Below are 24850 nucleotides of genomic sequence, written 5' to 3'. Positions count from 1 at the left end.
ACCGGGCCGTCATCTTCGTGCATGGCTGCTTCTGGCACCGTCACGAAGGCTGCCGCTATGCGACCACGCCCGCGACCCGCCCCGAGTTCTGGGCAGAGAAGTTCGCCGCGAATGTCAGGCGTGATCGTGCGACATGCGATGCGCTGGTGGCAGATGGGTGGCGCGTGGCAACGATATGGGAATGCGCGTTGCGAAAGCCGCAGTCGGTCGAGCAGACTGCTGCGGCAATCGAGGAATGGCTTCTGTCCGAAAACCGGCAGCTGGAAATCGGCAAAACGGATCCCGGATGATGGCAGGCGATGGCTCCTGCCGATTTGGCCTCGTCCGCTTCCCTGCCTATAAGGCATCGAGAACGCAACTGAAGATGGCAGGCCTCGGCCAGGCCGCAGGGATTCGACGACGATCATGAAGAGCAACGACACGCAGGTCTTCGCGGGGCAGCTGGTGGCCCAGAACATGCTGATCCAGATCCTGATGGGTCAGATCGTGCTGGGCACGCCGGATCGCGGTGCGGCTGTACGCGAGGCGCTGGTGCGTGGCACAGGGGCGATCCGGTCCAACCCGAACATGACCGAGATGGAAAAGTTCGGTGCCGTGAAGACGCTCGAGGACGCGCTGGACACGCTCGACCGGATCGCTGCCGGTGCCCGCGGGGGCTGAGCCATGTCCTTCCGCTTCTGGCGCCGCATCCGGATTGCTCCCGGGGTCACGCTGAACCTGTCCAAATCGACGGCGTCGCTGTCCTTCGGCCCGCGAGGCGCGAAGTACACCGTCAGCCCGCGTGGCAACCGGTCGACAGTGGGTCTTCCAGGGACCGGCCTCTTCTACACCGTGCATGAGCCGCGCCGTCCGTCATCCGCCAATGCGCCCCGTGTCGCCCACCGCGACCGGCTCGACCTCGGGTTCTTCCAGCGGCTGTTCACGCCTGCGGATGAGCGCGCGCTGGTCGACGGGTTGAAGGCGCTGCATGCGGGCGACGAGGGGGCCGCGCTTGGCGAGTTCGAGAAGGCTGACAGCCTGCCCGATGCCGCCTGGATGGCGGGCATGCTGCGGCTCCGGCGCGAGGAGTTCGCGCCCGCGCGGCGCCATCTGGAGGCCGCGCTGGGCGGGCTCGACCGGCTGGGTGGCCAGCTGGACAAGTACGGGATCGCAGCGCAGGTAACCTTTCCAGTGACGCCCGAGGTCGACGCCCATGCCCGCCCGCGCGAGCGCGGCACGCGGCTGGCGCTGGTAGAAATCGCGAAGCTCACCGGGGACCTCTCAGCGGCGATGCGCCATGTCGAGCGGCTGCTGGTGATCGAACCGGGTGATCCGGTGGTCATGCTGTCCCTCGCGAAATTGATCCTTGATGACGATGCGGACCGCGCACAGTTGGAGCGGGTCGTCGCCCTGAGTGTCGGGATCGCGAACGAGACTTCGGTGGAAACGGCGCTCCTGCTCTACCGCGGCCGTGCGCTCGCCCGGCTAGGTCTGGCTGACGCCGCCATCGACGTGTTCACCATCGCACTGCGCCGACGCAAGGACCGTGCCGACACCCTCCTACGCCAGCTGCGCTACGAGCGCTCGGTGCTCTACGATCAGGTGGGCCGCAAGGCGCAGGCACGGCGCGAGCTGGAGCGCGTCTATGCCGAGGATCCGGGGTTCGAGGATGTGCGTGAACGGCTTGGGCTCGGGGAGTGATCGACGCGGGTGATAAACCGACCGCGCTGGTGGCCGAGGTGCGGGCGCTGCTGTCGCGTCGCACCCCGGTCGACCCCTGCCTGACCTATCAGGGACTGGCCACGGCACTCGGCCTGCAACCGCCCGGCACGATCCAGCGCGTCGCCGCAACCCTCGAGGAGACCATGCGCGAGGATGCTGCCGCTGGCCCGCCGATGATCGCCGCGCTGGTAATCAGCCGCGCGGGCGACATGCCTCGGCGAGGCTTCTTCGATCTCGCGGTGGCGCTTGGCCGGTTTCCGGAGGAGCCCCGGCAGCACCGTGCGGCATGGGAGGCCGAGTGTGCGGCGGTCTTCGGGCCGCGGGCCGACGCTCCATCCTGAAGCGGATCGGCTCGGATCACCTGATCTCGAACCAGCGCATCGCGGTCTGCAGGAGATGGTCGTAATCGCCCGCCATGGCCTCGTCCATGAAGGCGGCGATCTCGTCGTCAGAGAGCCCGGCATCGCGAGCGGCAGCGCGACAGCGACCCAGGATGGCGAAGGCGTTGCCGTCCTGACCGGTGAGCGTGACGATGATGTCGGGGTATTTCGGGATCATTCCGTGCGGCTCCGTTGACGCGGCACCACGACATCAGGCGTGGCCTGCGCGCGTAGTCCAGTTGAATGTCGGAGGTGGGCGAGGGAGGGCCCTGCAGGGCACTTGCCCTACGGTTCGGCTATCCTCGAACAGGTCGTGGTCTGTCCGTCGCTGCGCTACTCTTGCCCGCGACTGATCATCCTGGGATCGATTTCCGGCTCGTCCCATGTCGCTGCGGCGCCCATCCAGCGCTCGATGGTTGCCTGCAGCTTGGGATCGTCAGCTTCGAGATGGAAGGTGTAGAGGCGGTTGACGATGTCCTGCATCAATGCGCGCATCTCGGCGTCATCGATGCGCGAGACGTCGGTCCAGGGAATGCGCCGACCGTCCGCATCGTGGACAAAGACGTCCGAATAGTCGCCGGTCCGGGTGACAGGGGTGAGTCCGGCATGCAGCGTCTCCAGTTTCGTGTTGCGCACGCAGAGCATGGCCATGATCCTGGCCAGCTTCGCCGCAATGCGTTTTTCGTCAGCCTCATTCATGGCTTGAGAATAGCTTCTGGCTGGCCACCGCGCCACGATTTCGAACGGCGCTCCAGCCTACCTTCTTGCGCATGCCCGCGCCTGGTCGCGCAGGACGGCGTAATCGGCGAGCCAGGTCACGATCAGCGCACCCTCGGGCAGTGCGGCGACTTCCTCGGCGACGCGTTCCTGTTCTGCCTGGCTGTACGCCACCACGGGCGGGCAGGCGCTGGGCGGTGTGTCAGAACCCGCCGTCGCGCAACCGGTCAAGAAGATCGTCGCGGCTGCGAGGGCGGCGCGCGGCGGCGTCCAGCATCTGGCGGTGGATGGCATTGTTACGCTCCAGGGTTTCCAGCCGCTCGGCGGCGCGGCCTGCGCGCTCGGCCGTGCGGCGGAGGTTGAGGATGAACAGGGTGATGGTGAGGGCGACGAGGGCGAGAGCAGCCACTCGCCGCGCCCATGGCCGGGCAAGAAGCCCAGCCAGGAGGCTGGCCCACATCAGCGCAGGCCCTTCTTCCAGTCGTCGAGGCGCGCCCAGACCGCCACTGCGATCCCGCCCAGCGCCAGCGCGATGAACACCCAGCGCAACGTGTCCAGATACGGCACCAGCGGCAGGATCGCGCCCTGTGCCTCCGCCAGAACCTCCTGCGCGACCTCGACCCCGGCGGCACCGACCGTCGCAACCCCGGCTGCGCCCGTGCCGCGCAGCGTGCGGCTTGCGGCCAGTGTCTCGCGCGCTGGCGGGGTCTCGGCGGCGAAGGGGACGGCGCGGGGCGGGAAGGGATCGCCCCAGGCGCGGGCGGGGCCGAGGTCGATATGCATGAAGCCCGAGCGCGGGTAGGCACCGAAGCCTAGAAACCCCACCTCCCGCGCAGCGGCCTCGAAGGCGGCGGGGTCGTGGTTCGACATGGCGATATCGAAGGCCGTGCCATCCATGTGCTTCGAGCGCGGCGCCCCGCCCACCGCGCGGTTGTGCTCGGGCGAACGATAGGCGGAGCGGACGATCAGCGGCTTGCCAAGCCGGTCGCGCAGCGCTTGCAGCTTGTCGAGCGCGGCGGGATGCAGCTTCAGCTGGCCAGAGCCGCGGCAGGCGATCTCGGCGGGGGAGAAGTTCGGCCAGCGCCAGAGGTGCAGGGGCACATCGCGGAAGTGACGGAAGGTGCGGACAGGGTCGGGCATGGGAGGCCTCCTCGGAGCGTTGGACATGCGAAAGCGGACCCCGCCGCTGTTGGGGCGGCGGGGGGGGGTGAGGTGATCAGGATCGTGGACGTGGAGAGACGGTCGACCGGGGCGCTGGGCGCCGGGTTGGCGTCAGTCGTCGCGGCGGCGCTGGAAGGCTTCGAACATCAGGTTGCGCATGGCGCGGATGTCGCCCTCCATCCGCTCCAGCCGGTCGGCATCGGCCTTGCGATCCTCGGCGCGCTGCCTGTCCACCCGATCCCGCTCGATCAGGAGCTCGCGGTCGAGACGTGCGAGCATGGCGTCATTGGTGAACGCGCGTCGCGTGACGGCCGCGAGCAGGGCGATGAAGCCGCCAATCAGCGCGGTGACGGCGGCGGTCAGGCCGTTGTCGCGGAACGCCTGGCCGACCTCCTGCAACAGCGTGGTGCGGTCTGTCATGGTGGTGTGCTCTGGTTGTCGGGTGTGAGACCGGCGCGGGTCAGGATTTCTGGGAGAGAGACCTGCTCAGCCGACCTTGCAGCCCCAGAAGGACGTGTGATCGGCGGCGAAATAGCCGTCGGCGACCCGGAAATACCCCTGCAGCTCGACCGTATCGCCGGCTGTCAGCGGCACCATCGTCTGCAGCCAGATCGCGGTGGCGAGCGAAACGTGGGTGGCGGAGATTTCGCCGAGGGAGCCGCGGATTTCGGTCGTCCCGTTCAGGACCAGCCGCCCGCGCATGCGGGCCGTGGCGCTGGCGTTGATCTTGTAGAGCAGCGTCGCGCCGAATAGGTAGGTGCCGTCCACAGGCGCCACGAAGTAGTTGTTCGCCGCGTCGAAAGCCCCCTGATCGTTGTAGTCGGTGTTGTTCAGGCCGATCTTCGTCCAGGTCCCGACGCCGACATAGTTGTCGTAGTTCGTGTATGCCTTGAACCGGGGCAGCCGCGGCTGGTCGACGATGCCGGTGGCGTTGTCGACGCTGAGCCCGTCGAAGAAGGTGCTGCCATCGTCCGAGACCGCGAGCCGGAAGCGGTCTGAGCCGAAGAGCCCGACCAGCGCCTTGGTCACGAAGCCGGTCTGGAGGGTCAGCCCGAGATCGTCGCCCACGGCCTCCTTGTTCATGGTGTAGAACAGATCGCCGGTCCCGCCTTCGGCGACGGTCTTCGCTGTCCAGAGCGCCGCGTTCAGCTTGGCCGAGAACGGGTTCGATGCATCCGCCGTCGTGCCGAGCCCGAGCAGCTCCATGTTCTGCAGCGTTGCCGGCGTGGCGCCGGTCCAACTCGCGCCATCGTAGACCAGCAGCAAGTCCTCGTCCTCGACCCACGCCCGCCAGCCGCTCCGGGGTGGTAGGCGAAGCCAGCCTCCATCCGTGAACAGCGCCACGTTCAGGTCCCAGCCCACCCAGTCGCCCGTCGCGCCGGAGGCGACGATGTAGCGGTCACCATCGGTGGGGCTGGCGGGCGGCGCAGTCAGGTCTCTGTCGAGCACCGAGAGCTGGACGAGTCCGTCGAGGATCCGCAGCGCCTCGTTGTGGGTGACGTGCTTCTGGGCCTGCGCCGCGAGGATGTAGGGCAGCAGGAGATGGGTGGTGGCGTCGGACATGGGATGGCCTTCAGAGTATCAGCGTGACGGTCTTGGCCGCGCCCCGCCCCACGAGGGCGGAGAGCTGGCAGATGCGGATGTCGAGCGTGTCGCCGGGCCCGAGCGGCCCGCCCCAGTCGGCGCTCTGCTGGGCGGCGGTGTAGACCGCGTTGGTGGTGGCGGTGCTCAGCACCCGCTTCACGGTGGCGCCGTCGAGGATCTCGACATCGTAGGCGTCCAGTTCCTCGGCCAGCGGCACCTCCAGGCCTCCCCAGCTGTCGGCCGCCAGCGCTCGGGACCGGCGCGTCCAGTGGATCGTCAGATCGCCGGGGGTGTGCGGCCTGCGCCAGGGCTGCTCGACATGGGCGACGGAGAACGGCCGCAGCCCGACGCCAGCAGGAGTGAAGGCTTTTGCCACGTAGGTCTCGTCGCTGACCGGACGGCTGGCGGGGCCGATGCGCCAGTTCCACGGGATGCCCAGATCGGCCTCGGCGATTGGTAGTGAGGCGAGGCTGTCGTCCAGCACCACCACCCGTGCTCCAGCGGGCGCCGGGTTGCCCATGGCGCCTTCCGTGCCGCGCTGGCCTCGCAGGAGCCGGGTGAGCCGATACCGACCGGGCGCGAGCAGCTCGGCAGCGCCCGCCTGCACGATCTCCCAGACGCCGGGCGCGCTCTCGATGGCGAGCGCGTTGGCGCCGCCGAACAGCGCCAGATCGGTGGCGCTCTCCAGCGTGCCGGTGAGCAGATCGACCACCAGCGCATTGCCGAGGTCGAAGCGCGAGGTGGGCCCCGCGAAGAAGTCCGAGACCAGTGTCCCGATCCGGGCGCGACTGCCGAAGGTGGTCAGCAGCTCGAAGCCATCGGTCGAAGGGCTGCGGAACACCGCCATCTCGCCCGGCCAGGGAACTGCATGCGCGGCGACCATCGGCCGATGCGCGGGCTGGTCCTCGGTCAGCTGCGGCAGGTCCATCAGCACCGCATCCGGCGCGCCGAACACGACCGCCCGCGTCAGCGACGCTGCGCGGGGATCGCCGGGCGGCAGATCGTAGGTCGCCCGGTCCTGGCGGACCGCCTCGATGCCGCGCGCCTCGGCGTCGGCGATGGAGACCAGCCGCAGATCGACCAGTCGCCCGTCATGCGCGAGCCGGATCGCGTCGGCCGGATCGAGCGCCAGGCGCGAGGGCGGCAATCGGAACGCTGCCGTCTCGCGCCCCACCCACGCCTCCATCAGCGCACGGCGGCAGCGGCGTTCGGCCTCCTCGGGCGGCACGGCCATCGGGAAGGGCTCGGACGCGATCCGGGTGGTGTCCACGGTGATGCGACGCGCCTCGACGAGGGCCGCGTCGTAGTCCTCATCGGCGCGGGCGATCTGCCACTTCAACGCCTGCGGCAGTTCCGTTTCCTGGCCACGCGTCAGTTCCAGCACCTCGCCCTCGCGGGCGGCCACCAGATCGTCGGGAGCGAGGGTCGCGACGGAGGCCCGGCCGCGTAGACGGAAGCGGATAACCCCCTCGGTCTCGACGGCGTCGAAGCCGAAGTGGCGCGACAGCGTGGTGATCGAGGCGCGCGGACTTTCCAGCGCCGTGATGGCGTAACCCTCCACCGCGCCCCAGAGCCCCGTGACATCGATGCGATCTTCGGGCAGCCCCGCGCGCAGGCAGAGGTGCCGCACGAGCGCGGCCAGCGACACTGCACCGAGCCGCCCGGTCAACCAGTGCCCGAGCCGCCAGTTCGCGCCGTCCGTCCAGACGTCGGTCAGCGCCGGGAAGAACGGATAGGGCCGCGCATCCCAGGTCCAGGCCGCGCATTCCGGCACATGCACCATCCGGCCGCCGTAGACCGGGGACAGCGGGTTGTTCGCCGGGGTGCCCCACCAGAGATAGGTCGCCTCGAGATAGGCGCGCTGGATCGCATCGTCCCGCCAGCCCCGCGAGAAATGCGGCGTGAAGCTCTCCGACGACTTCGGGTCGAAGAAGACGTTCGGCTGGTTCGTGCCCCGGTCGATGGCCGGGCAGCCGAGCTCGGTGAACCAGATCGGCTTTGACTGCGGCGCCCACGCCGTCGGCGTGCCGCTCTCCACCCCGCCCGGGCGGTCGTAATGCGCGTTCGACCACCAGGCGCGCAGATCCTTGTAGCGGAAGACCCACGGCTTGCTGGCGGCGCCGTCCGTGATCGGCGTGCGCACTTGCACCGACCGGTCCGCCGCACTGGCATAGAACCAGTCGAAACCTTCGCCGCCCGCGATGTTCCCCTGCAGGTAGGCGCGGTCGTAGATCGCGGGCCAACCCTCGGCCGCGTCGAGATGCTCGAAGCCGTCCCGCCAGTCGGAGAGCGGCATGTAGTTGTCGATCCCGACGAAATCGGTCTCCGGATCCGCCCAGAGCGGATCGAGGTGGAAGAACACATCGCCCGATCCGTCACCCGGTTGGTGGCCGAAATACTCGCTCCAGTCCGCGGCGTAGCCGATCTTCGTCCCGGACCCGAGGATCGAGCGCACATCCGCGAGCAGATCCCGGTAGGCCTGCACCGCCGGATAGGTGCTGGCGCCCGAGCGGATCGTCGTCAGCCCCGGCATCTCGGTGCCGATGAGAAAGGCGTCCACCCCGCCCGCCGCCGCACAGAGATGGGCGTAGTGCAACACCATGCGCCGCAGGCCCCAGTCGCCGGGCGTGCCGGTCCACGAAACCGTCTGACCCGAGACGCTGAAGCTCGCGGGCGTGGCTGCGCCGAACAGCGCCGCGACCTGGCTTGCGGCCGTGGCGGTCTTGTTCACGGTCCCGGCGAAACCTGCCGCCGGAGAGCAGGTGATCCGCCCCCGCCAGGGGAACGCGGGCTGACCGGTCCCGGCGGCGTTGTCGGAATAGGGGTTCGGCAGCGTGTTGCCGGGCGGGACGTCCATCAAGATAAAGGGATAGAAGGTCACCCGCAGCCCGCGCGCCTTCATCTCCTGGATCGCCTGCACCACCGCGAAGTCGGACGGCGTGCCGCCGTAGACCGGGCGGTCCTGTTCGTCACGGCTGACGAGGAAGGCGTTGGCGCGGCTGACGCCATTGACCGACCAGCTGGCGGGGGTGGTCGACTTGGCCGACACCTCGACGCCGGGCCGCACCTTGCACCATCCTGCGCGCAGATCGTCGCCGAACCAGGCCACCACGAGGCTGACGCTCTCGACCGCGGGGGCCATCGCCTGAAGGCGGTCCAGCGCCTCCACCATGTCGGTGGAGTCGGCCAGCGCGTTCAGGTTCTCAGCCTGTGTCGCGCCGCCATCGGTCTTGCGGATCGCCTGCGTGGCGTAGGTGAATTCGCCCGATGCCGGGATCATGGTGACGGCGCGGGTCAGCCCCTCGGCAGTGTCGGGATCGGCAAGCGGGCGAAACACCTCGAACGAGAGCTGCGGCAGGCGGTTGCCGTAGGTGGACAGCGCCAGCTCCTCGAAGACGACATAGGCCGTGCCGCGATAGGCTGGGGTGTTGGCGGCGCCCATCCTGGCCGCGATGAACGGATCGGGGCTCTGCACCTCGTCGCCGGGATACCAGCGCCACGTGACGCCGGAGAGGTCCATCGGCTTGCCGTCGGCCCAGATGCGCCCGATGCCCGTGATCGGGCCTTCGCAGAGCGCCACGGCGAAGCTGGCGTAGTAGAGATACTCGGTCGTCTTGACCTTGCCGCCTCCGCCGCCCTTGCCGCGGCCCTGGGTGGTGGTCTTCGTCTCCTCGCGGAAATCGGTCGCCCAGATGATGTTGCCGCCCATTCGCATCCGGCCATGGAGCCGCGGGATGACCGCGCCCTCGGTGGCCGAGGTGACGCGCAGCGTGTCGAGCCGCGCGCCCTCGATGCGCTGCGTGGGCGCCAGAGAGGAGATGATCCAGCTGTCGACGACAGAGCCGATGCTCGAGCCGATGAAGCCGCCGATGGTGGCGGCGCTGACACCAAGGATCGCGCCGCCGATCGAACCGCCAATGGCGGCGCCGGCCGCGCCGAGGACAAGCGTTGCCATGTTTAGGTCTCAGCGTTGCGGGAAGAGGAAGGCGAAGGCGATCCGCCGCCGCCAGGATTGGGTGAGCGCCTCCTCGATCACGCCGAGCCGCTCATAGGCGTGGAGGAAGGTATCTGGGCCGGTCAGAATCCCGACATGCTTTGCGATGGCGCGGGGCTTCATGCGGAAGAGCACCAGCGCGCCGGGACCGGCCTCGGCGGGCGACACCTCGATCATCATGGTGCGCGCTCCCTCGGCCAGAACTTCGCGCGGACCGGCCTCGCCCCAGTCGCGGCTGTAGGGCGGGATCGGGAACGGCTCGGGGCCCACCACCTCGCGCCAGACGCCCCGGGCCAGCCCGAGGCAATCGCAGCCGACGCCGCGCAGGCTGGCCTGGTCGTGGTACGGCGTGCCGAGCCAGCAGCGCGCTATGGCAATGACGCGCGCCGGGTCGGCCGATGCCGGAGGTTGCGTCACAGCACGCCTCCCTCGTGGCCGCCGTCCTTGGTGGCGTAGCGCAGCACGGCGTCCTGGCCGGGGATGTGCGGGAAGCCGCGGAAGTTGGGGGTGTTCGCGAACTTGGCGCCGCAGGTCTCCATGCGCTTGTCGCAGCCCGCGCGGATCGTGAAACCGTCGCCCTCGGCGATCGCGCGAACCGGCGCCTCGAGCAGCGTCAGCACGGCAATGCCATCCGTGACGTCATGGCCAAGCACCTCGGTGCGCCGTCCCGTGTTCGCGCCGCTCGTCCAATCCAGCGTGCCGAAGGTGAACCAGCCGGAGGCGAAGCCGCCGAGGCCCGAGGCGGTGAAGGCCCGGTCGCGCAGCATGTCGATGACGGCGCCCGTACCCTTGAATGCGGGGGCCTCCAGATCGACACCGCAGCGCGCATCGCCGAGTGCGGCATCGCAGGTCGCCTGGAAGGTCCGCCCCACCGTCTGGCCGAGGACATGCGCGAGCGAGCGAACCTCGGCGACGAAGGCGAGCCGCCCGCGCCGGATCTGACCGATGGCGCCCCGCCGCATCAGCACGCGTTGGCCGGGATCAGACCAGTTCACCCGCCAGACCTCGACCTCGGCGTTGTCCCAGCGGCCGTCGAGAATGTCGGTCTCGGTGATCCGGTCGGAGGTCAGCACGCCTTCGGCATCCTGCGCATCGACCGACAAGTCCGAGCCCGTTCGGACCTCGGAGGCCGTGAGCCCGCTTTCGGGCTCGAAGTCAGTCCCATCGAAGCCCAGCGTGCGGTCGTGATCGGTAAAGCCGAAACTTGCACCATCAGCCCGCGCGATCCGCCAGCACCAGGCGAGCGTCGTCGTGCCATCTTCGAGATGGGCCTGCAGGTCGGGATCAAGGTTTTTCATCGGCGCAGTTCCAGAAGCGGGATGGAGGTGATCGAGCCGAGCCGCTCGAGGTCGAGCGTCACATCGAGCTCGTCGGTGTCGAAGCGGACGGGCACGTCGAACTCGAAGCCTGCAGTGATCGCGACGCCAGCGCCCGGCGCGGCGCTGAAGGTGACGACGCCGGTGGCGGTGTCGGCCGACCAGCCGGAGGGCTGCTCGACCCCGCCAAGCGCGATGCGCACAGTCCCCGCCACCGGCTTGGCGATGGCGCGCGTCCAGGAGTGCGCGCCCGAGGCGTAGCGCTTCACTAGTTGGAAGGCGGTGGTCGTGCCGTCGCCGGTGCCGATCGACTGATCGGTGGGCGACGGCGTTCCCGAGGGCAGGCAGGACTTGTGGTCGCCCCAGTCCTTGAAGCGGAAGCCGTGCAGCCGACCGTTCCGCGCCTCGAAGAAAGCCACGACGGCCGCCAGATCGTCGGCGCGGCGGATGCCATAGGCGACGTCATAACGGCGGCGCGAGTTGGCCCAGCTGGCGTTGCGTTCCTCGTCGCCCGAGGCGAGCTCGACGATCTGGGTGCGCCGCTCCGGGCCGCCCCGCGCGCCGCGGCTGATGTTGTCGGGAAAACGGACCTCGTGAAACGCCATCACATGCCCCTCCGCCCGAGCGACACGGCGCGGGCGATATCCGCCGCGACCTGCGTGCGGGACTGCCGAAAGCTTTCGGCGTCGCGGGCCATGATCGTGACGTTGACGCCGCCGCCCGCGCCGTAGCTCTGCGCCTCGCGCCGCGACAGCACCCGCTCGCCGCGCTGCAGGATTGCGGGCACCTCATCATGCCGAAGCCCGGCCATCCCGCCGGAATGCATCCGGGGCGCGGCGGCGAAGGCCATGGCCGGGACCATGCGCGAGGACCCCGCGGACCCCACCATCCCGCCCGCATGCAGGACGTTGGCGAAGATGCCGCCCGCGCCGGCGAAGACGCCCGACAGCGCATTGGCGATTGGCCCGAGGATGAACCGCCGCGCGGCCAGTTGGGCGAGGTCGGCGAGCAGCGAGGTGACCAGATCGCGGAAGTTCAGCTTGCCGGTCTTCACGAACTGGCCCACCGCGTTCTCGGCCGACTGGAAAGCGCCGACGAGGCTCTGGCCGATGTCGCCACCGATGTCGCGGGCCTTGCTGGCGTAATCCGACAGCGCTGCCGTGACCGCCTGCCACCCGGTGACGGCGGCCTCGGTCGCGGGCTCCGCTGCAGCGGCGGCAGCTCCGGCCGCCGCGCCTGCACCTGTTGCGGCGCGCCCGGCATCGCCAAGCGCGGTCTCCAGCCGCTCGGCAGCACCCGTGGCCTCGGTCAGCGCATCGGCACTGTCCTGGTCGGTGCCGCGGACCGCGTCGCGGAGCGCCTGCCAGCTTTCGAGGGGTGCACGTGCCCCTTCCGCCAGATCGCGCGCGGCCCCGCGATAGAGGTTCGCGGAGTCGAGCGCGCGGTTCGCCGCATCGGTCAGACCGAGATCGGGCGCGGTGAGCGGGTTGTCCTCGAACGCACGGTCGAACGCCGCCTGCGCAGCTGTCGTGGCAGCACTGGCCGCGCCCGCGAAGCGGTTCTCGATCTCGCCAAGGTCGAGGTCGGGCACCAGCGAGATGCGGCGCTCGGACCCGAGCGCTTCCAGCCCTTGGTTGATGCCGCCGATGAAGCCGTTGATGCGCGAGACCACGCCGTTCAGCATCGCCTCGACGCCGTCGACGAGGCTGTTCGCCGCCTGGAACGCCAGATCGCCGATGGCGGCCGGCAGCAGGCCCCAGATCGCCTTGATCGCCTCGTAGGCACCCTCGAACGTGTTGGCGGCGGTGTTGCCGAATCCGACGACGCTCTCGATGGCGCTCTGCATGCCCGAGGCGGCATCGGCCTTCAGGTCGAAGAACATCGCCGTTGCCGCAGCGCCCGCCGCAGCCGCGCCCATCCTGATCCGCTCCCAGACCTCGACGGCAACCTCCTTCAGGAGCGACATGGCCTCGCCAAAGCCGCCCGCGCCGGAGACGAGACGGGTGAGCTGGTAGACGAGTTCGCCCGCGCCGACGATCAGCGCCCCGATGCCGGTGCGGATCAGCGCCCCACGCAGGACGACCAGCGCCGTGGCGAGGCCGCGCACGGAGAGCGCAGCAGCGGCCATGCCAGCGACCCAACGGCCCGCGAGGAAGGCCGCGAAGGTGGCGGCATAGGTGGTCAGGCGGCCGATGTTGTCGAAGAGACCGCGGATCGCGATGCCAAGCGGGCCGGTGCGGCTGGCGACCGCCGCCATCGCGTTGGCGACGGCTTCCAACGCCGGAGCCGCGGCAACGGCCAGCTGGTTCGACAGACCGCGCCAGATCAGCCCAAGCCGGGAGATCGCATCGTTCGTCCGCTCGATCTGATCGGCATCCTGCTCCGAGACGACGACGCCGAAGGCGAGCACGTCCTCCGTCGCCTGGCGCAGCGTCGCGGTGTCGATCCGCGACATGGCGATGGAGCCTTCCTCGCCGAAAAGCTGACCTGCCACGGCCGCGCGCTCGGCGGCAGGCACGAAGTTCTCGATGGCCGCGTTGATCGCACCCACGCGCTGGTCCAGCGGCAACGCGATCAGGTCGGTGGCGGACAGTCCGAGCCGGTCGAGCGCGTCGGCGGCAGGGCCGGTCCCGACGGCTGCCTGGCTGAGACGGCGCGTCAGGTCCTTGGTGGCCTGCTCGATGCCGGACATGGAAACGCCCGCCAGCTCGCCCGCGCGCTCGAGCGTCTGGATCGAGGCGACTGTGGTTCCCAGCGACTGCGCGAGCTTGGCCTGCGTATCCACTGTCTGTAGGCCGGACCGGATCATCGCCACGCCCGCGGCTGCAGCAGCGGCCACGGCGGCGGCTGCCGCGACCCGGACCCGGCGCGAGAAAGCCGCGAGCCGGGCGTTGGCCGCTTCCATCTCGCGGCTGAGCCGTCCGAAGCCGCGCGACCCGGCTTCGCCCACGCCTTCCAGCTCGGCGCGCACCTGCCGTCCGCCCACGGCCGCGAGGCGGACGCTGACCCGTTTTTCTGCCATGCTCGGAGTCCTTGCTTTCGCTTGATGGGCATCTTACGTTTGTGCCATCGATCAAGTGAGGGTATGACCATGGCCGAGACTGCGACCCTGTCCTCGAAGTTCCAGATCTCGATTCCCAAGGCGATCCGGGCCGCCCAGCACTGGGAGGCCGGGCTGACCTTTGCCTTCATCCCGAAAGGCACGGGCGTCCTGCTTGTGCCGGTGCCCAAGCGGGAGGCGCTGAAGGGGCTCGCGCGCGGCGCGTCCGCCACCGATTATCGCGACCGGACGGATCGGTTCTGATGATCCTCGTCGACACGTCGGCGTGGATCGAGTGGCTCATCGGCTCGCCGACCGGCGAGAAGCTGTCCGAACACCTGCCCGAACAGGGCGAATGGCTGGTCCCGACCATGGTCCAGCTCGAGCTGGCGAAATGGCTGACCCGCGAGGTCGGCGAGGACAAGGCCGATCAGGTGATCGCCTTCACGCAGGTCTGCCATGTGGTGCCGCTCGACACCGAGATCGCGCTGGCGGCAGCGGAGGCTTGCCGGGAGCATAAGCTGGCAACCGCAGACGCCATCATCTTCGCAACTGCGCGCGCGCAAAGCGCGACGCTCCTGACCTGCGACGCACATTTCCAGGGGCTGCCCGGCGTCACCCTGATCGAGAAGATCAAGGCCTGAAACCCGGGGCGCCATTTGCCGCCAGCTCCTCGTTCAGCTTCCGCACCATCACCGCTTCGATGACGGGCAGCAGTTCGGCCATGGCGAGCGGCGGCACGCCGAGGGCGTCACCGAGCGCGAGCGCCGCCGACATGTCCCAGCCGATCACCGCGCCGGGCAGCACGCGCAGCTGGCCGCCGAGACGGCCGACCAGGTCCCAGATCTGCCAACCCTCCGGCGTTTCCGGACGGTTCAGCCGCGCCGGGCAGTCCGGGCAGGCTTGCTCGCGGCCCTCGTAGGGTGCGCAGGCTTGACAGTATCGCTCGCCCCCTCCGAAGGACCATTCGGCGAGAGCGCGGAGGCGTTTTTTTCCTGTTCCAGCAGCAGGCCCCTCGAGACGTAGGTCAGCTGGAAGGCCTCGAAGATTGGCCAGACGTCGAGCAGCGCGTCGATGGTCTCGGGGCTGGGGTCGATAGCGTTGCCGTCGGCATCGCCGATGCCCTCCCAGGCGAGCACCGCGCGGCGGGCCAGCGCCTTGGCGAAGGCGACGGCGCGCTCCTCGTCGGAAGCCTCCTCGGGCACGTCCTCGACGGCGGGATCGCTGCGCGTTGCCACCATCAGCGCGGTGGTCAGCGAACGCAGCTGCACCCGCACCCCAGGGCCGAGGTCATGCCAGCGCGGCGCGTTCGTCAGATCAAGCGTCAGCATCAATAGGTCTCCACGTCGTTCACGAGGGTGGCGGTGCACATCCGGCCAACGACGCTGTCGCGGGCCGCCTGCCAGTCGAAGGTGGCCTGAACGCCCTGCGGCCCGGAAACCTCGATCCGCGGGCGCGGCAGGTAGACGGCGTGCACGGTGAAGGTGAAGCTCTCGCCCGAGGGCAGGACGTAGGCGAATTCCATCTCGCAGGCCTCGCCGTTGATCGCCTGCGTCACCAGCGTCTGGTCGGCGAACCGCACCTCGATCCGGCCGGTCAGCGCGGCGATGGAGGGGTCCGCCCCGTCGATGCGCCCGTCCGAGCGGATGGTCTCGATCCGGTCGAGGTTGTTGGCATAGGTGATCTCGGCCGAGACCACGTTACCGAGCGCCGAGCCGTTGCGGGTGATCGCCCCGTTGAAATGGCCGAAACGCTTCAGCTCCAGCGCCGCCGGTGTGCCCGCACTTGTCGTGGTGCCGACCGTCTCGCCCTGCGCTACCAGCCGCGCCGTTGCCGTCAGCAAGCCGGAGCGCTGCATCCGCCAGGTGATCTGGTCGAGCACGCAGCCGGAATACATCGCGTAGCGCGGCACCTCGGGCATGCCGGTCTCGATCGACATGCTGGGCAGCGTCCAGGAGCCGGACTGGAACTCATGGGTGTACGGCGCTTCCACGCCCGTGGTCGTCGGCGCACCGAACGCCGCCTTCAGCCAGAAGCCGAAGGCCTCCGCATCGAGCGGCACGACGACATCGCCATCGGCAGTCACCGCATCCTTGATCGGTGCCAGCGGATCGCGGCCGTAGCCGAGAAGCTCGGAGTTGAGGAGCGGCTGCTCGGCGCCGAGCGAGGTGCTGGCGAAGGGCATGCGGGTGAAGCCGCTCGCGGGCGGCGTTCCATAGGTCGTCTCGAACGCAAGCGCCATCAGCGCCCGCGCCCCCTGGGCTCGTGCCATTGTTTTCTCCTCGGGTTGTCGGGATCAGGCCAGTTGGTCGGCCGTGGAATAATGCAGCACCACCGGGATCACCGCCGCCTTAAGGCTGGTCGCGCCCTCGATGGGTAGATCGACTGGGCGCGGAGCCTCCGCCTCGATCCAGTCGCAGCGGCCGCCCAGAGTGCGGTCGCCCGCAATGACGGCACCAATGCTGGCGCAAAGCGCGGCGAAGGTCGTGTCGCGATCATTGCCCTGTACGACCGCCTCGATCTCGGCGCGGTGCTGGTAATGGTAGCGCAGCGGCGAGAGCGTGACGCCAGGCTCACCCGGATCGCCATCGCGTAGGATCATCAAACCAGCGGCGGGCACGCGCTCGGGCAGCACCTCGCTGCGCAGCACCGGCACATGCGGCACCGTGCGCAACAGATCCGCCAGCGCCGAGAGGATGGTTTCGCGGGGTGTCATCCGATCTTTCCTTCGACCCAGTTTGCAACGATCGCGCCCGGGATCGCCTCCTGCGCCCGCGCTGCATCGCGAGCGAGGTCCAGCCGCTTGCGGAGCTGCACCTGCGGGACGAGCAGGAAGATCGGCACGGTGGTCACGCCCCGGCCGGTTCGCGACCGGCTGGCGACAGCGCGCCCGCGGGCATTCAGCCGCCCCTCGGCCACCAGAAGGCTCGGGCCGGTGCGGCGATAGACGAAGCGCAGGCGCAGGCCCGAGCGCCGCTCCCACTCGCCGGGGGTGATGCGCCCACCGCGTGCGGACTTCCCGGCGGCGGGCGTGGGGATCGCCAGCCAGAAGCCGTTGCGGGAGCGGATCAACGGGCCGGTGTCGTGGGCACCGATGATGACCGGGGCCTTCGACCAGACCACCGCGGCCGCGCTGAGGCTGGGTCGGCCTTTCGGGAACTGCTCGGAGCGGATGGTGTTGGCGAGGCGCTGGCCGAGGCCTGCGCCGGTGATCTGCGCGCGCCAGGAGGATTTCACGCTGTTGCCGGCCTCGCCGACCGCCTGACTGACGGCCTGCTCGCCTGCCTTGATCTCGGCGGCCATCAAGGCGACGAGGTCCGGCGTGATGTCGAGCTGCAATCTCATGCCGGCCTCAGATCTACAGTCCAGATGAGCCGCTCGCGATCACGGACCGGCTCGCCCTGGATGAGGAAAGCATCGCCCTCGATTTCAATCCGGTCGCCGGGTCGCGGGTTCGGCACCTCGGCCACGCGCAGGTCAATGCGGGTAGTTTCAGACCAGAGGCGGGCATCACCGAAGCCGGTGACCTCGTCCGAGCGGCGGGTGACCACGCGGACGAGTTTCGGTGCGCCACCGTCCGCGACGTAGGTGGCATCGCGGGCGATATTGGGATCCGCGAACAGGTTGTCGATGGCGGCGGCGAAGACCGACATGCGCGCGCCCGTCAGTTCGAGCTGTGCAGGCGGATGGCCAGCCGGGGCCGCTTGTTTACCGGCAGGATCGAGGCCTCGGTCATCAGGTCGATCCAGCGGCCCTTGGCGTCCATCATCTGCCGGGCGTAGAGCGGCAGGCCGACGGTGTTGGCGGTTTCCAGCAGGTTCGCCGGGCCACCATAGGTGGTGAAGGTGTCGAACGTGCCCATGGGGAAGGCGATGCCCTCGCCGGTGGGGATCAGGCGTTCGGATGTGCCGTTCGAAAGCGTGACCGAGCCGTTGTACTCCTCGAAGAGGATGCCCGCGAAGGGGAAGGCGCGGCGCATGTCCTCGCGCAGGGGCTGGCCGCCGGTGGCGGAGAAGAACTTGTAGGCGTCCTCGGTCTTGGGATGGCTGATCAGCTTGTCGAAGAATTCGGAGCTGACCAGCGCATGGGCGGTGGTCATGGTCTCGCCGAGCAGATTGTCCTCGATCGCGCGCAGCGTGGTGCGGACCTTGCCCTGGATGTTGGTGCCGGCGGTGCCGAAGACGAAGTCGACCGAGATCTGGTCGAGCCCGAATTCGGTGAAGTAGTTGTAGAGGGTGGTGCCTGCCCCATCCTTCACGATGCCGCGCAGGGCATTCATCTCCATGTATTCGCGGGTCTGGGCATGCTTGCGGCGCATGAGCGTCAGCTTGCGGTTCATGACCTCGACCAGCGGATCGGCCGCATCCGAGACGCCCAGCGCGGGCATTCCCTGGATATCGGCGGGCAGGATGACGTCGTCATGCGGGATCCACGGCAGCGCGAAGCTGCGCATCGAGCGCGCCTCGCGATTGCCGACGGTGGCGGGCGCGCCCAGCGGGACCGAGGGCAGGAGGCTCAGCACCCCCTCGCGCTGCTCGATAACAATGGAGCGTTGGGTCACGCCCTCGAAGCGGAAGAGGCCGATCTGGCCCAGCCGGGTGTAGAGATTGGGCAGGATGTTGATGGCCTGCGTCATCTCGGCGAGCGAATAGCCGCCCGCGTCAAATGGGTTGCGAGTGATGGTCATGGGGAACTCCGGGGTTAAGAGGGGGGCAGGGAGGTTGGGTTTGCTGTGCGCGGGGCGGGTTCAGGCAATCTGCCGCGGCAGGACTGCTCAGGCGGTGTCGCGGGGGACGATACCGAGCGCGGCAAGCTCGCCATGCTTGGTGGCGGTCTTGGGCGCGTCATCGACGGTGGCGTCGAAGATCAGCGCCGCCTTCGAGACGATGGCCGGGCCGCGCGCGACCACCACGCCGATGGCGTCCGTCGCGCTGGCATCGACCGCGTAGAGCAGCACGGCGCTCGCGGTCTGCGCGCCGTCCGAGCCGCCCGAGGTGGCGAGCTTGTACTTGCCGCTGGCAGTGATCCTGCCAAGCACGGCACCGACGGGATAATTCGTGCCCTCGAGCAGCGTGACGGTCTCGCGATTGAAGTTCGGGTTGACCTCGTATTTGAGGACATCGCCCATCGTGGCGGGCTGATGAAGGACGGTCATGGCGGGGTGCCTTTCTCAGGGATGCAGGGGACGAACCCCGCCGCAGGGATGCGGCGGGGGCGAGGGGCGGGTTTCAGGGGGAGCGGTGGGGGCTGTCGGGCTTCAGGCCCGATTACCCGATGCTGCGGCGCGCTTCGCGGCGGCGACGATGGGGCTTTCCTTCGCCAGCGGCAGGACCGGCGAGCGCGGAGCGGCAACGATGTCGCGCGCGTCGGCGGCCGCGCTGGCGCGCTCGAGCACCAGGCGGCGCAGGGCCTCGGGGGTGGTGCCCTCGCGCAGCGCCTTCGCCGCGTCGATGGCGATGCCGAGGCGGCCCGCCTGCGCCGCGATCTCGGCAATCTCCGCCGCCGCCTCGCGAAGCTGCGCCGAGAGCTCGGCCAGATTGCCGGGTTGTGGCGTGACTTGGGTGGAAGCTGGCGCGGCGGCTTCGGCTGGGACAGCTGCTGCGGGGGGCGGAGCCGGTAGGTCAGGTGGGGCAACGATATCATCGCTGCCACCGTCCTCCGCATCATTCAGGTCGATGTCGGTGTCCTTCGGGCTGTCGTCGGGTTCGTTTTCGGTGGCCATGATTGCCTCCTGTCTGGGGTGGGGAAGGGATGCGCGCGTGGTGCGCATGGGAGAGAGTGTCGCGGTGCGGGACAGCATCTGCCGGAACGCCGCGAAGCCGCGCGTCAGATCGGTGACCTCGTCGGCGAGACCTGCGGCGACAGCATCCGCCCCGCGATATGTCGCGGCCTCTGTGGCCAGCGCTGCTTCATGGCTGAACTTGCCGGAACGCCCAGCCGCCACGGTCTCCGCGAAGAGAAACCTCAGCACGTCGATCTCGCGCTGGATGTCGCCCTGCACGCCCTCGGGCAGCGGCTGATACGGATTGCCATCGACCTTGTGCTGGCCCGAGTGGATCAGCGTCACGCGCACCCCGTCCTGATCGAGCTGGCCGCTGAGGTCGGCATGGAGCACCACGACCCCGATGCTGCCCAGCGCGCCGGTGCGCGGCAGCAGGATACGATCCGCCTGGCTCGCCAGCGCATAGCCTGCCGAGAAGGCGTGTTCGGCGACAAAGGCCCAGACCGGTTTTTGGGTGCGAATTGCACGAATGCGATCTGCGAGATCAAAAACCCCGGCAACCTCGCCGCCAAAGCTGTCAATTTCCAATGCCAGGCCGCGCACTGCCGGATCGCTGGCCGCCGCCTCGATCTGTGCGGCGATCCCCTCGTAGCTGGTCTGGCCCGAGGATTGCCCGATCCAGCTGCCGCGATGGATCAACACGCCCGCGATCTCGATCACGGCGATGCCGTCGACGACCGGGTAGGGCGCTTCGCCATGATGGCGGTAGCTGGCCGCCAGACCGCCCGCCAGCAAGCTGGCGCGAGCGGGCAGGGCGGTCGTGGGGGTGGCATCGGCGGCTTCAACGGTATCGACCGTCTCGACCCGTCGCCCCAAGATGCGGGGACCGAGGCCGGACAGGAAGGCCATGGCCTTGGAGGGTTCCACCAGCAGCGGCGTGTTGAAGGCGCGCGCGGCAATCCGGGCGTGGAGCATCAGGTCCGGTCCTCGTCTGGGCGCGGGCGGTCCTCCGCGTCATCGGTTGTGTCGGTGTCGTCGTCGCTTTGCGGCACGGCCTGCACGCCCTGCGCGGGCGATCCGGGGCGGCGGAAGTCGAGGCCGAGCAACCGCTCGCGCGCCCGTTCCGCGGCGATCTCGCGGTCGACCTGTTCGGCGTCGTAGCCGCGCTCGGCGATGGCCTGCGTGCGGGATTTGAGCCCCGCCTCGATCTGGGCGATCTCGGCATTGGCGTCCTTCAGCGGATCGACCCAGTCCCATTTCGTGGGCAACCAGTCCGCAGTGAGCAGCCGCGCGCGGTTCGCCTCGTAGCCAGGGAGCGTCAGCACACCGGAAAGCACGGCCGCATCCATCCAGCGGGCATAGACAGGTCGGCAGAGCTGCCAGACCATGACCGAATGCTGCCAGGCCGAGACGCGGCGCCGGAATTCGATCAGCGCCAGGCGCGAGTTCGAGAAGTTGCCCTTCACCATGTCGTTGGCGAGGTACGGGTAGGGGATGCCCAGCGCGGCCGAGATCTGCAGCAGCGTCCGGTACTGGAACGGCTCATAGGTTGCTCCGCTGTCGGCAGGCTGGCCCACAGTCACATCCTCGCCCGGATCCAGCCGCACGATCTGACCGGGGCTCAGCTCGACACTTGCAGGGGCGTCCTCGTCCTCCGCCTGCGCGAGCGGGTTCTCGGGCGCGGGCGAGGTCACGAACATCGCGTACATGGCCGCGACCTTTTTGCGGTCCAGCTCGGCATCATCATACTGGTCCAGAAGGAACAGCTTCACGATGGCCGGGGCCAGTTTCGAGACTCCGCGCAGCTGGCCGCCCTCGACCGGGTCGATCACATGGATGACCTCGGCGGCCGGCACCCGCACCACCTCGCCCGCCAGCCCCGGATCGGTGCTGTCGCCGGGGTGGCGGCGCAGGAAGTGATAGGCAACGCGCCGCCCGATCCGGTCGAATTCGATCCCCTGGCGGATGGCATTGCCATTGGCCGCCGTGCCGGTCTGCTCGAGCGGCAGCATCTCGGCAGGCAGCATCTGCAGTTGCAGCGGCACTGTCAGCCCGTCACCCGCTCGGCGCATGCGGATCCGGAAGAACACCTCGCCCGCCATGAATACCTCGCGGGCGGCGCGGCGCTGGAGCCCGTAGAAGTCGGTCAGCCCTTCGGCATCGGCCTCGTCGGTCCAGGCGAGCCAGAGCCGCTGCAGCTCTTCCTTGCGCGCGGCATCACCGATCTTCGAGATCGGCTTGATCCCGTCCCCCACGGTGTTCGCCGCCCAGCTCTCGACCGCATTCACCGCATAGCCATTGTTGCGCACCAGCCAGCGCGCGCGGGCCGTGATGTCGGGCCCGGCAGCCGCGATCAGCGCGTTGACATGAGCCCGCGTCGCGCGGAACCCGCGCAGGCGCCGATGATGCTGGCCGGCATCGAACCCGCCGATGAAGGCCCCGAGGCGCTGCCGCCAGTTCATCGCGCCGCCCATCAAAGATCCTTCACGGCGAAGGGGCGCAACACGCGCCTGCTGGTCCGTTCCAGCGCCGCGATCCGGCGCTCGATATCGGCGATGGCGGCGGCCAGTTCGGCGTCGGAGCCATAATTGATGCTCTTGCCGTCATAGCTGACCGACCGCGTGCCGCTGTAGCGCGCGGCCAGCAGCGCAGAATGGCGTGCCTTCAGATCATCGAGGGTCATCGGTGTTCCGGTCATTCCATGTATCGGGGCGTGCTGATCTTCCAGCCGCGCCGCCGGGGTGCGGTGATGCGCCCGGCTTCTGGCGCATCAGGTTTTACTTGCTCTGCCGGGACAGCCGCGACAGCCGCGCTGTCGATGCCGGCCTGCTTCTCCAGCTGCCGCCACATACGCTCATCGAACCGGTCGGCACCGAGGATCCACGCTGCGGCGCGTGCATAGACCCGGGCGTCCAGCGCTTCGTTGCGCTCGCGGAGCTTCTGCCATTCCTGGCGGGCATAGCCACGCCGGTCGCGGACCGTGACCAGCTGCTCGGCCACCAGCTGCTTCAGCCATTCGCTGTCGGCCCAGTCGGGCAGGTGGATCGTCCCTGCCGGATGCGGCGCGCCCAGCGCGATGTCTTCGTCCGTCGGCCGCTCGATGCGCAGATAGCGATAGGTTTCGGCCTTGAAGGTGGCGGTGGCCACCGTCCAGAGCCGTGCCCCGCGCTTCAGCTTCCGCCCGTTCACCGTGGCATCGACGAAGGTCGGCCCGGATACCGGCGTGGCCCGGTTGAAGCCTTCCAAGCCCTTCACCGGTGCCACCTGCGCGATGCCCTGCTTGCGCGCCCACGCATAGACGGCCGCCGACTCGTAGCCCGTGTCGATGGCGAGCTTGGCCAGCGTCATGAACGCGCCGTTCTCGTGCGCCCATGTCTGGTTCAGCAGGGTGGTCAGCTTGTCCCAGCAGGCCGGATCATCCGGCCCGCCGGGAATGACGATGTGATCGACGAGCCAGCTTTCCAGCCCACGGCCCCAGGCCCAGACATCAACCTCGATGCGGTCCTTCTGCACATCCGCCCCAGCGGTCAGGAACAGACCGCCCGCGGGGATCTGCGCCGGGAAGGCGATGCGCCGGTCCGCCAGCCGCTGCCATTCCGGGGCCTCGCCGCTCTCGATCCAGGTCTCGCCCAGCAGCGTGTTGCGCGCCGCGCGCAGCATCTCGTCCGAGCCTTGGGCGGCCAGCCAGTCACGCGCGATCTGTTCCCAGCTCTTCCACCCGATCGGCGAATAGAGCGCCGAAAGGTGGAAGCCGATTGCAGCCGGGTCCGCCGACACCGCCGTTGCACGCCATTCGCCGCGCGCCAGCATCTCCGTCTTGTGGTGCTCGGCAATGGAGCGCTCGCACCCTTCGCAATGGTACGTCGCCGTTTCCGGTCGGCCCTTCGCCCAGCGCAGCCGCTCGAACTGCAGCCATTGCCTGTGGCCGCAATGCGGGCAGGGCACGAAGAACCGCCGCTGATCACTGGCCTCGAACTCCCGCTCGATGCGCGACAGCCCCCGGATCGTGGGCGTCGAGACCATGAACACCTTGCGCCGATGCGCGAAGGTGGTGGTCCGGGCCTCGGCCAGCGTGACCGGGTCACCCTCCTCGTCGGCCGAGGCCGGGTAGGCATCGACCTCGTCCAGAAACACATAGCGCGCGGGCATCGACCGCAGGCCGGTCGCGCTGTTAGCCCCGGTCAGCACCAGAATGCCGCCCGGGAATTCCTTCGAGAGCATGGAATTCCCGGCATCGCGCGAGCGGGCGGGGCTTACGCGTTCACGCAGCGCCGGGCTGTCTGCGATCAGCGGATCGATCCGGCCGCGCGAGGTGCGCTTGGCCATCTCGACCGTGGGCAGCACCGCCAGCATGGGCCCCGGCGCGTGATGGATCACGAAGCCGATCCAGTTGTTGCCGGCTTCGGTCGCGCCGACCTGCGCGGCCTTCATGAAGGAGATGCGCTGGGCGGGATGACCGGGCGAGAGCGCATCCATGATGGCGCGCAGATAGGGCGTACGCGCGGTGCGATACCGCCCGGGCTCGGCCGAGGCCCGCGAGCTGAGCCAGCGATGCGCGTCGGCCCATTCCGACACCGTCAGATCGGCGTCCGGGCGGATGCCCCGCCGCCAGGCGCGCAGGATGTCTTCCGCGCCGTCGAAGCCGAGGTCTTCTGTCAGGTCGTGTTCCTGTTCTCCTTCATGCAATGCTGACCCGGAGGTCTGCGAGGGCGTCGAGCTGCTCTCGGACATGGGTTTCCAGCACCCTCTGCAGGATCGCAGTCTCGATCGTCACGGGCACCCCCGAGGCCTTCTCCATCTCTGCGGACAACTGCGCGGCCATCAGCGCGGCCACGCGGGTGGGCCATGTGACCCATGTATCACGCTCTTGGCGCGCAAGGCGAAACACCAGCGTCTCGGCGCGCGCGCGGTCGACCAGCACGCCCTTCTTCTTCTGGATGGCGATCTGCTTGTCCTGCGCCATGTAGACGGTCAGCGCAGTGCGGGCCTTGATGTAGGACGATGTCTCTCCCGGCCCGCTGATCATCCCCTCGCCACCGCCGCGCGACCGCATCTTCTGGTCGGGATCGGTCATCGTGCCGCGCCGAGCATCCGAGGCGGCGGCGTTGATCGACCCGTCGGCAAAGAGCACCAGCCGCCCGTTCTTCCGCGCCTTCTGCACCGCCCCGCGCGAGAGGCCGGAATGGGCGGCATAGGCGCGTTCGGACATGCCTTCCATGGCGCTTTGGCGATCCT

General features: G+C 69.0%; 31 protein-coding genes. 6 read left to right on the top strand and 25 right to left on the bottom strand.

The genetic code is table 11. The annotated features are described in order from the left end of the window. The 4 genes from GH815_RS13210 to GH815_RS13195 all read left to right on the top strand — a co-directional run. Positions 1 to 290 (top strand): very short patch repair endonuclease (locus GH815_RS13210; protein ID WP_407072182.1); only part of this gene is annotated, 290 nt, incomplete at its 5' end. A gap of 115 nt (positions 291 to 405) precedes the next feature. Next, entirely contained in the window at positions 406 to 660 is a 255-nt protein-coding gene (locus GH815_RS13205; protein ID WP_153749238.1) for a hypothetical protein, read from the top strand. Positions 661 to 663: 3 nt separating this feature from the next. Next, a complete protein-coding gene (locus GH815_RS13200; protein WP_153749237.1) occupies positions 664 to 1680 on the top strand; it encodes a DUF4236 domain-containing protein in 1017 nt (338 codons plus the stop codon). Continuing rightward, a complete protein-coding gene (locus GH815_RS13195; RefSeq protein WP_211365082.1) occupies positions 1677 to 2042 on the top strand; it encodes a hypothetical protein in 366 nt (121 codons plus the stop codon). The genes GH815_RS13200 and GH815_RS13195 overlap by 4 nt, the downstream gene beginning before the upstream one ends. A 16-nt stretch (positions 2043 to 2058) precedes the next feature. Here the strand turns inward: GH815_RS13195 and GH815_RS13190 are convergent, their stop codons facing one another. The 12 genes from GH815_RS13190 to GH815_RS13135 all read right to left on the bottom strand — a co-directional run bounded on the left by GH815_RS13190 (position 2059) and on the right by GH815_RS13135 (position 13875). Then, positions 2059 to 2259, bottom strand: coding sequence for a hypothetical protein (locus tag GH815_RS13190; protein WP_153749236.1), 201 nt, complete (start codon positions 2257 to 2259; stop codon positions 2059 to 2061). A gap of 155 nt (positions 2260 to 2414) precedes the next feature. After that, positions 2415 to 2780, bottom strand: coding sequence for a hypothetical protein (locus GH815_RS13185; protein WP_153749235.1), 366 nt, complete (start codon positions 2778 to 2780; stop codon positions 2415 to 2417). A 57-nt stretch (positions 2781 to 2837) separates the two neighbouring features. Then, on the bottom strand, positions 2838 to 2972 hold the full coding sequence (locus tag GH815_RS19495) for a hypothetical protein (RefSeq protein ID WP_343030864.1): 135 nt from the start codon (positions 2970 to 2972) through the stop codon (positions 2838 to 2840). Between the two features lie 28 nt (positions 2973 to 3000). After that, complete coding sequence (locus GH815_RS13175; RefSeq protein ID WP_407072181.1) at positions 3001 to 3207, bottom strand: hypothetical protein; 207 nt, start codon at positions 3205 to 3207, stop codon at positions 3001 to 3003. A gap of 50 nt (positions 3208 to 3257) precedes the next feature. Continuing rightward, positions 3258 to 3938 (bottom strand): YcbK family protein, encoded by a 681-nt coding sequence (locus GH815_RS13170; RefSeq protein ID WP_153749232.1) that lies wholly within the window; start codon positions 3936 to 3938, stop codon positions 3258 to 3260. Positions 3939 to 4070: 132 nt separating this feature from the next. Next, positions 4071 to 4379, bottom strand: a complete 309-nt coding sequence (locus GH815_RS13165) for a hypothetical protein (protein ID WP_153749231.1) — start codon at positions 4377 to 4379, stop codon at positions 4071 to 4073. A 66-nt stretch (positions 4380 to 4445) separates the two neighbouring features. Further along, positions 4446 to 5522 carry a DUF2793 domain-containing protein gene (locus GH815_RS13160; RefSeq protein ID WP_153749230.1) on the bottom strand — a complete coding sequence of 359 codons (1077 nt, stop codon included), beginning with the start codon at positions 5520 to 5522 and terminating at the stop codon, positions 4446 to 4448. 10 nt (positions 5523 to 5532) lie between these two features. After that, positions 5533 to 9498 carry a baseplate multidomain protein megatron gene (locus GH815_RS13155; RefSeq protein WP_153749229.1) on the bottom strand — a complete coding sequence of 1322 codons (3966 nt, stop codon included), beginning with the start codon at positions 9496 to 9498 and terminating at the stop codon, positions 5533 to 5535. A gap of 9 nt (positions 9499 to 9507) precedes the next feature. Further along, positions 9508 to 9954 carry an NlpC/P60 family protein gene (locus tag GH815_RS19230; RefSeq protein ID WP_343030863.1) on the bottom strand — a complete coding sequence of 149 codons (447 nt, stop codon included), beginning with the start codon at positions 9952 to 9954 and terminating at the stop codon, positions 9508 to 9510. Next, the gene (locus GH815_RS13145) at positions 9951 to 10835 is read right to left on the bottom strand and encodes a DUF2163 domain-containing protein (RefSeq protein ID WP_153749227.1); all 885 of its coding nucleotides are present in this window, start codon (positions 10833 to 10835) and stop codon (positions 9951 to 9953) included. The genes GH815_RS19230 and GH815_RS13145 overlap by 4 nt, the downstream gene beginning before the upstream one ends. Beyond that, on the bottom strand, positions 10832 to 11458 hold the full coding sequence (locus GH815_RS13140) for a DUF2460 domain-containing protein (protein ID WP_153749226.1): 627 nt from the start codon (positions 11456 to 11458) through the stop codon (positions 10832 to 10834). The genes GH815_RS13145 and GH815_RS13140 overlap by 4 nt, the downstream gene beginning before the upstream one ends. After that, the gene (locus GH815_RS13135) at positions 11458 to 13875 is read right to left on the bottom strand and encodes a phage tail tape measure C-terminal domain-containing protein (RefSeq protein WP_153749225.1); all 2418 of its coding nucleotides are present in this window, start codon (positions 13873 to 13875) and stop codon (positions 11458 to 11460) included. Before GH815_RS13135 ends, GH815_RS13140 begins: the two co-directional genes overlap by 1 nt. A gap of 69 nt (positions 13876 to 13944) precedes the next feature. Here GH815_RS13135 and GH815_RS13130 point away from each other — a divergent pair, with 69 nt between their 5' ends. Both GH815_RS13130 and GH815_RS13125 read left to right on the top strand, forming a co-directional pair. After that, positions 13945 to 14157, top strand: coding sequence for an AbrB/MazE/SpoVT family DNA-binding domain-containing protein (locus tag GH815_RS13130; protein ID WP_036179405.1), 213 nt, complete (start codon positions 13945 to 13947; stop codon positions 14155 to 14157). Then, positions 14157 to 14537 carry a type II toxin-antitoxin system VapC family toxin gene (locus GH815_RS13125; RefSeq protein ID WP_153749224.1) on the top strand — a complete coding sequence of 127 codons (381 nt, stop codon included), beginning with the start codon at positions 14157 to 14159 and terminating at the stop codon, positions 14535 to 14537. Before GH815_RS13130 ends, GH815_RS13125 begins: the two co-directional genes overlap by 1 nt. Here GH815_RS13125 and GH815_RS13120 read toward each other — a convergent pair. From GH815_RS13120 to GH815_RS13060, 13 genes are all read right to left on the bottom strand, one after another. Then, positions 14527 to 14700 (bottom strand): DUF7697 family protein, encoded by a 174-nt coding sequence (locus GH815_RS13120; RefSeq protein ID WP_229737643.1) that lies wholly within the window; start codon positions 14698 to 14700, stop codon positions 14527 to 14529. The two genes, GH815_RS13125 and GH815_RS13120, sit on opposite strands and share 11 nt — an antisense overlap. Positions 14701 to 14768: 68 nt before the next feature. Then, a complete protein-coding gene (locus tag GH815_RS13115; RefSeq protein WP_153749222.1) occupies positions 14769 to 15224 on the bottom strand; it encodes a hypothetical protein in 456 nt (151 codons plus the stop codon). Then, positions 15224 to 16165, bottom strand: coding sequence for a phage tail tube protein (locus GH815_RS13110; RefSeq protein ID WP_153749221.1), 942 nt, complete (start codon positions 16163 to 16165; stop codon positions 15224 to 15226). The genes GH815_RS13115 and GH815_RS13110 overlap by 1 nt, the downstream gene beginning before the upstream one ends. 24 nt (positions 16166 to 16189) lie before the next feature. Beyond that, on the bottom strand, positions 16190 to 16609 hold the full coding sequence (locus tag GH815_RS13105) for an acyl-CoA transferase (protein ID WP_153749220.1): 420 nt from the start codon (positions 16607 to 16609) through the stop codon (positions 16190 to 16192). Continuing rightward, entirely contained in the window at positions 16606 to 17238 is a 633-nt protein-coding gene (locus GH815_RS13100; protein ID WP_153749219.1) for a DUF6441 family protein, read from the bottom strand. The genes GH815_RS13105 and GH815_RS13100 overlap by 4 nt, the downstream gene beginning before the upstream one ends. Next, positions 17235 to 17546 (bottom strand): head-tail joining protein, encoded by a 312-nt coding sequence (locus GH815_RS13095; protein WP_153749218.1) that lies wholly within the window; start codon positions 17544 to 17546, stop codon positions 17235 to 17237. Before GH815_RS13095 ends, GH815_RS13100 begins: the two co-directional genes overlap by 4 nt. Positions 17547 to 17557: 11 nt before the next feature. Further along, positions 17558 to 18580, bottom strand: coding sequence for a major capsid protein (locus tag GH815_RS13090; RefSeq protein ID WP_153749217.1), 1023 nt, complete (start codon positions 18578 to 18580; stop codon positions 17558 to 17560). Positions 18581 to 18667: 87 nt separating this feature from the next. Then, positions 18668 to 19048 carry a head decoration protein gene (locus GH815_RS13085; protein ID WP_153749216.1) on the bottom strand — a complete coding sequence of 127 codons (381 nt, stop codon included), beginning with the start codon at positions 19046 to 19048 and terminating at the stop codon, positions 18668 to 18670. Positions 19049 to 19150: 102 nt separating this feature from the next. After that, positions 19151 to 20590: a S49 family peptidase gene (locus tag GH815_RS13080; protein ID WP_153749215.1), complete on the bottom strand. Its 1440-nt coding sequence runs from the start codon at positions 20588 to 20590 to the stop codon at positions 19151 to 19153. Beyond that, positions 20590 to 22077 carry a phage portal protein gene (locus tag GH815_RS13075; protein ID WP_153749247.1) on the bottom strand — a complete coding sequence of 496 codons (1488 nt, stop codon included), beginning with the start codon at positions 22075 to 22077 and terminating at the stop codon, positions 20590 to 20592. Before GH815_RS13075 ends, GH815_RS13080 begins: the two co-directional genes overlap by 1 nt. 11 nt (positions 22078 to 22088) lie before the next feature. Beyond that, the gene (locus GH815_RS13070) at positions 22089 to 22298 is read right to left on the bottom strand and encodes a phage head-tail joining protein (RefSeq protein WP_153749246.1); all 210 of its coding nucleotides are present in this window, start codon (positions 22296 to 22298) and stop codon (positions 22089 to 22091) included. A gap of 11 nt (positions 22299 to 22309) precedes the next feature. Further along, the gene (locus GH815_RS13065; protein WP_153749214.1) at positions 22310 to 24346 is read right to left on the bottom strand and encodes a phage terminase large subunit family protein; all 2037 of its coding nucleotides are present in this window, start codon (positions 24344 to 24346) and stop codon (positions 22310 to 22312) included. After that, positions 24294 to 24833, bottom strand: a complete 540-nt coding sequence (locus GH815_RS13060; RefSeq protein WP_153749213.1) for a hypothetical protein — start codon at positions 24831 to 24833, stop codon at positions 24294 to 24296. Before GH815_RS13060 ends, GH815_RS13065 begins: the two co-directional genes overlap by 53 nt. Positions 24834 to 24850 lie beyond the last annotated feature (17 nt).

The organism is Rhodovulum strictum, assembly GCF_009649175.1.
Taxonomy (GTDB): Bacteria; Pseudomonadota; Alphaproteobacteria; order Rhodobacterales; family Rhodobacteraceae; genus Rhodovulum; species Rhodovulum strictum.
Note: the sequence above shows the minus strand (reverse complement) of the source record. Positions and strands in the feature narration are given on the sequence as shown.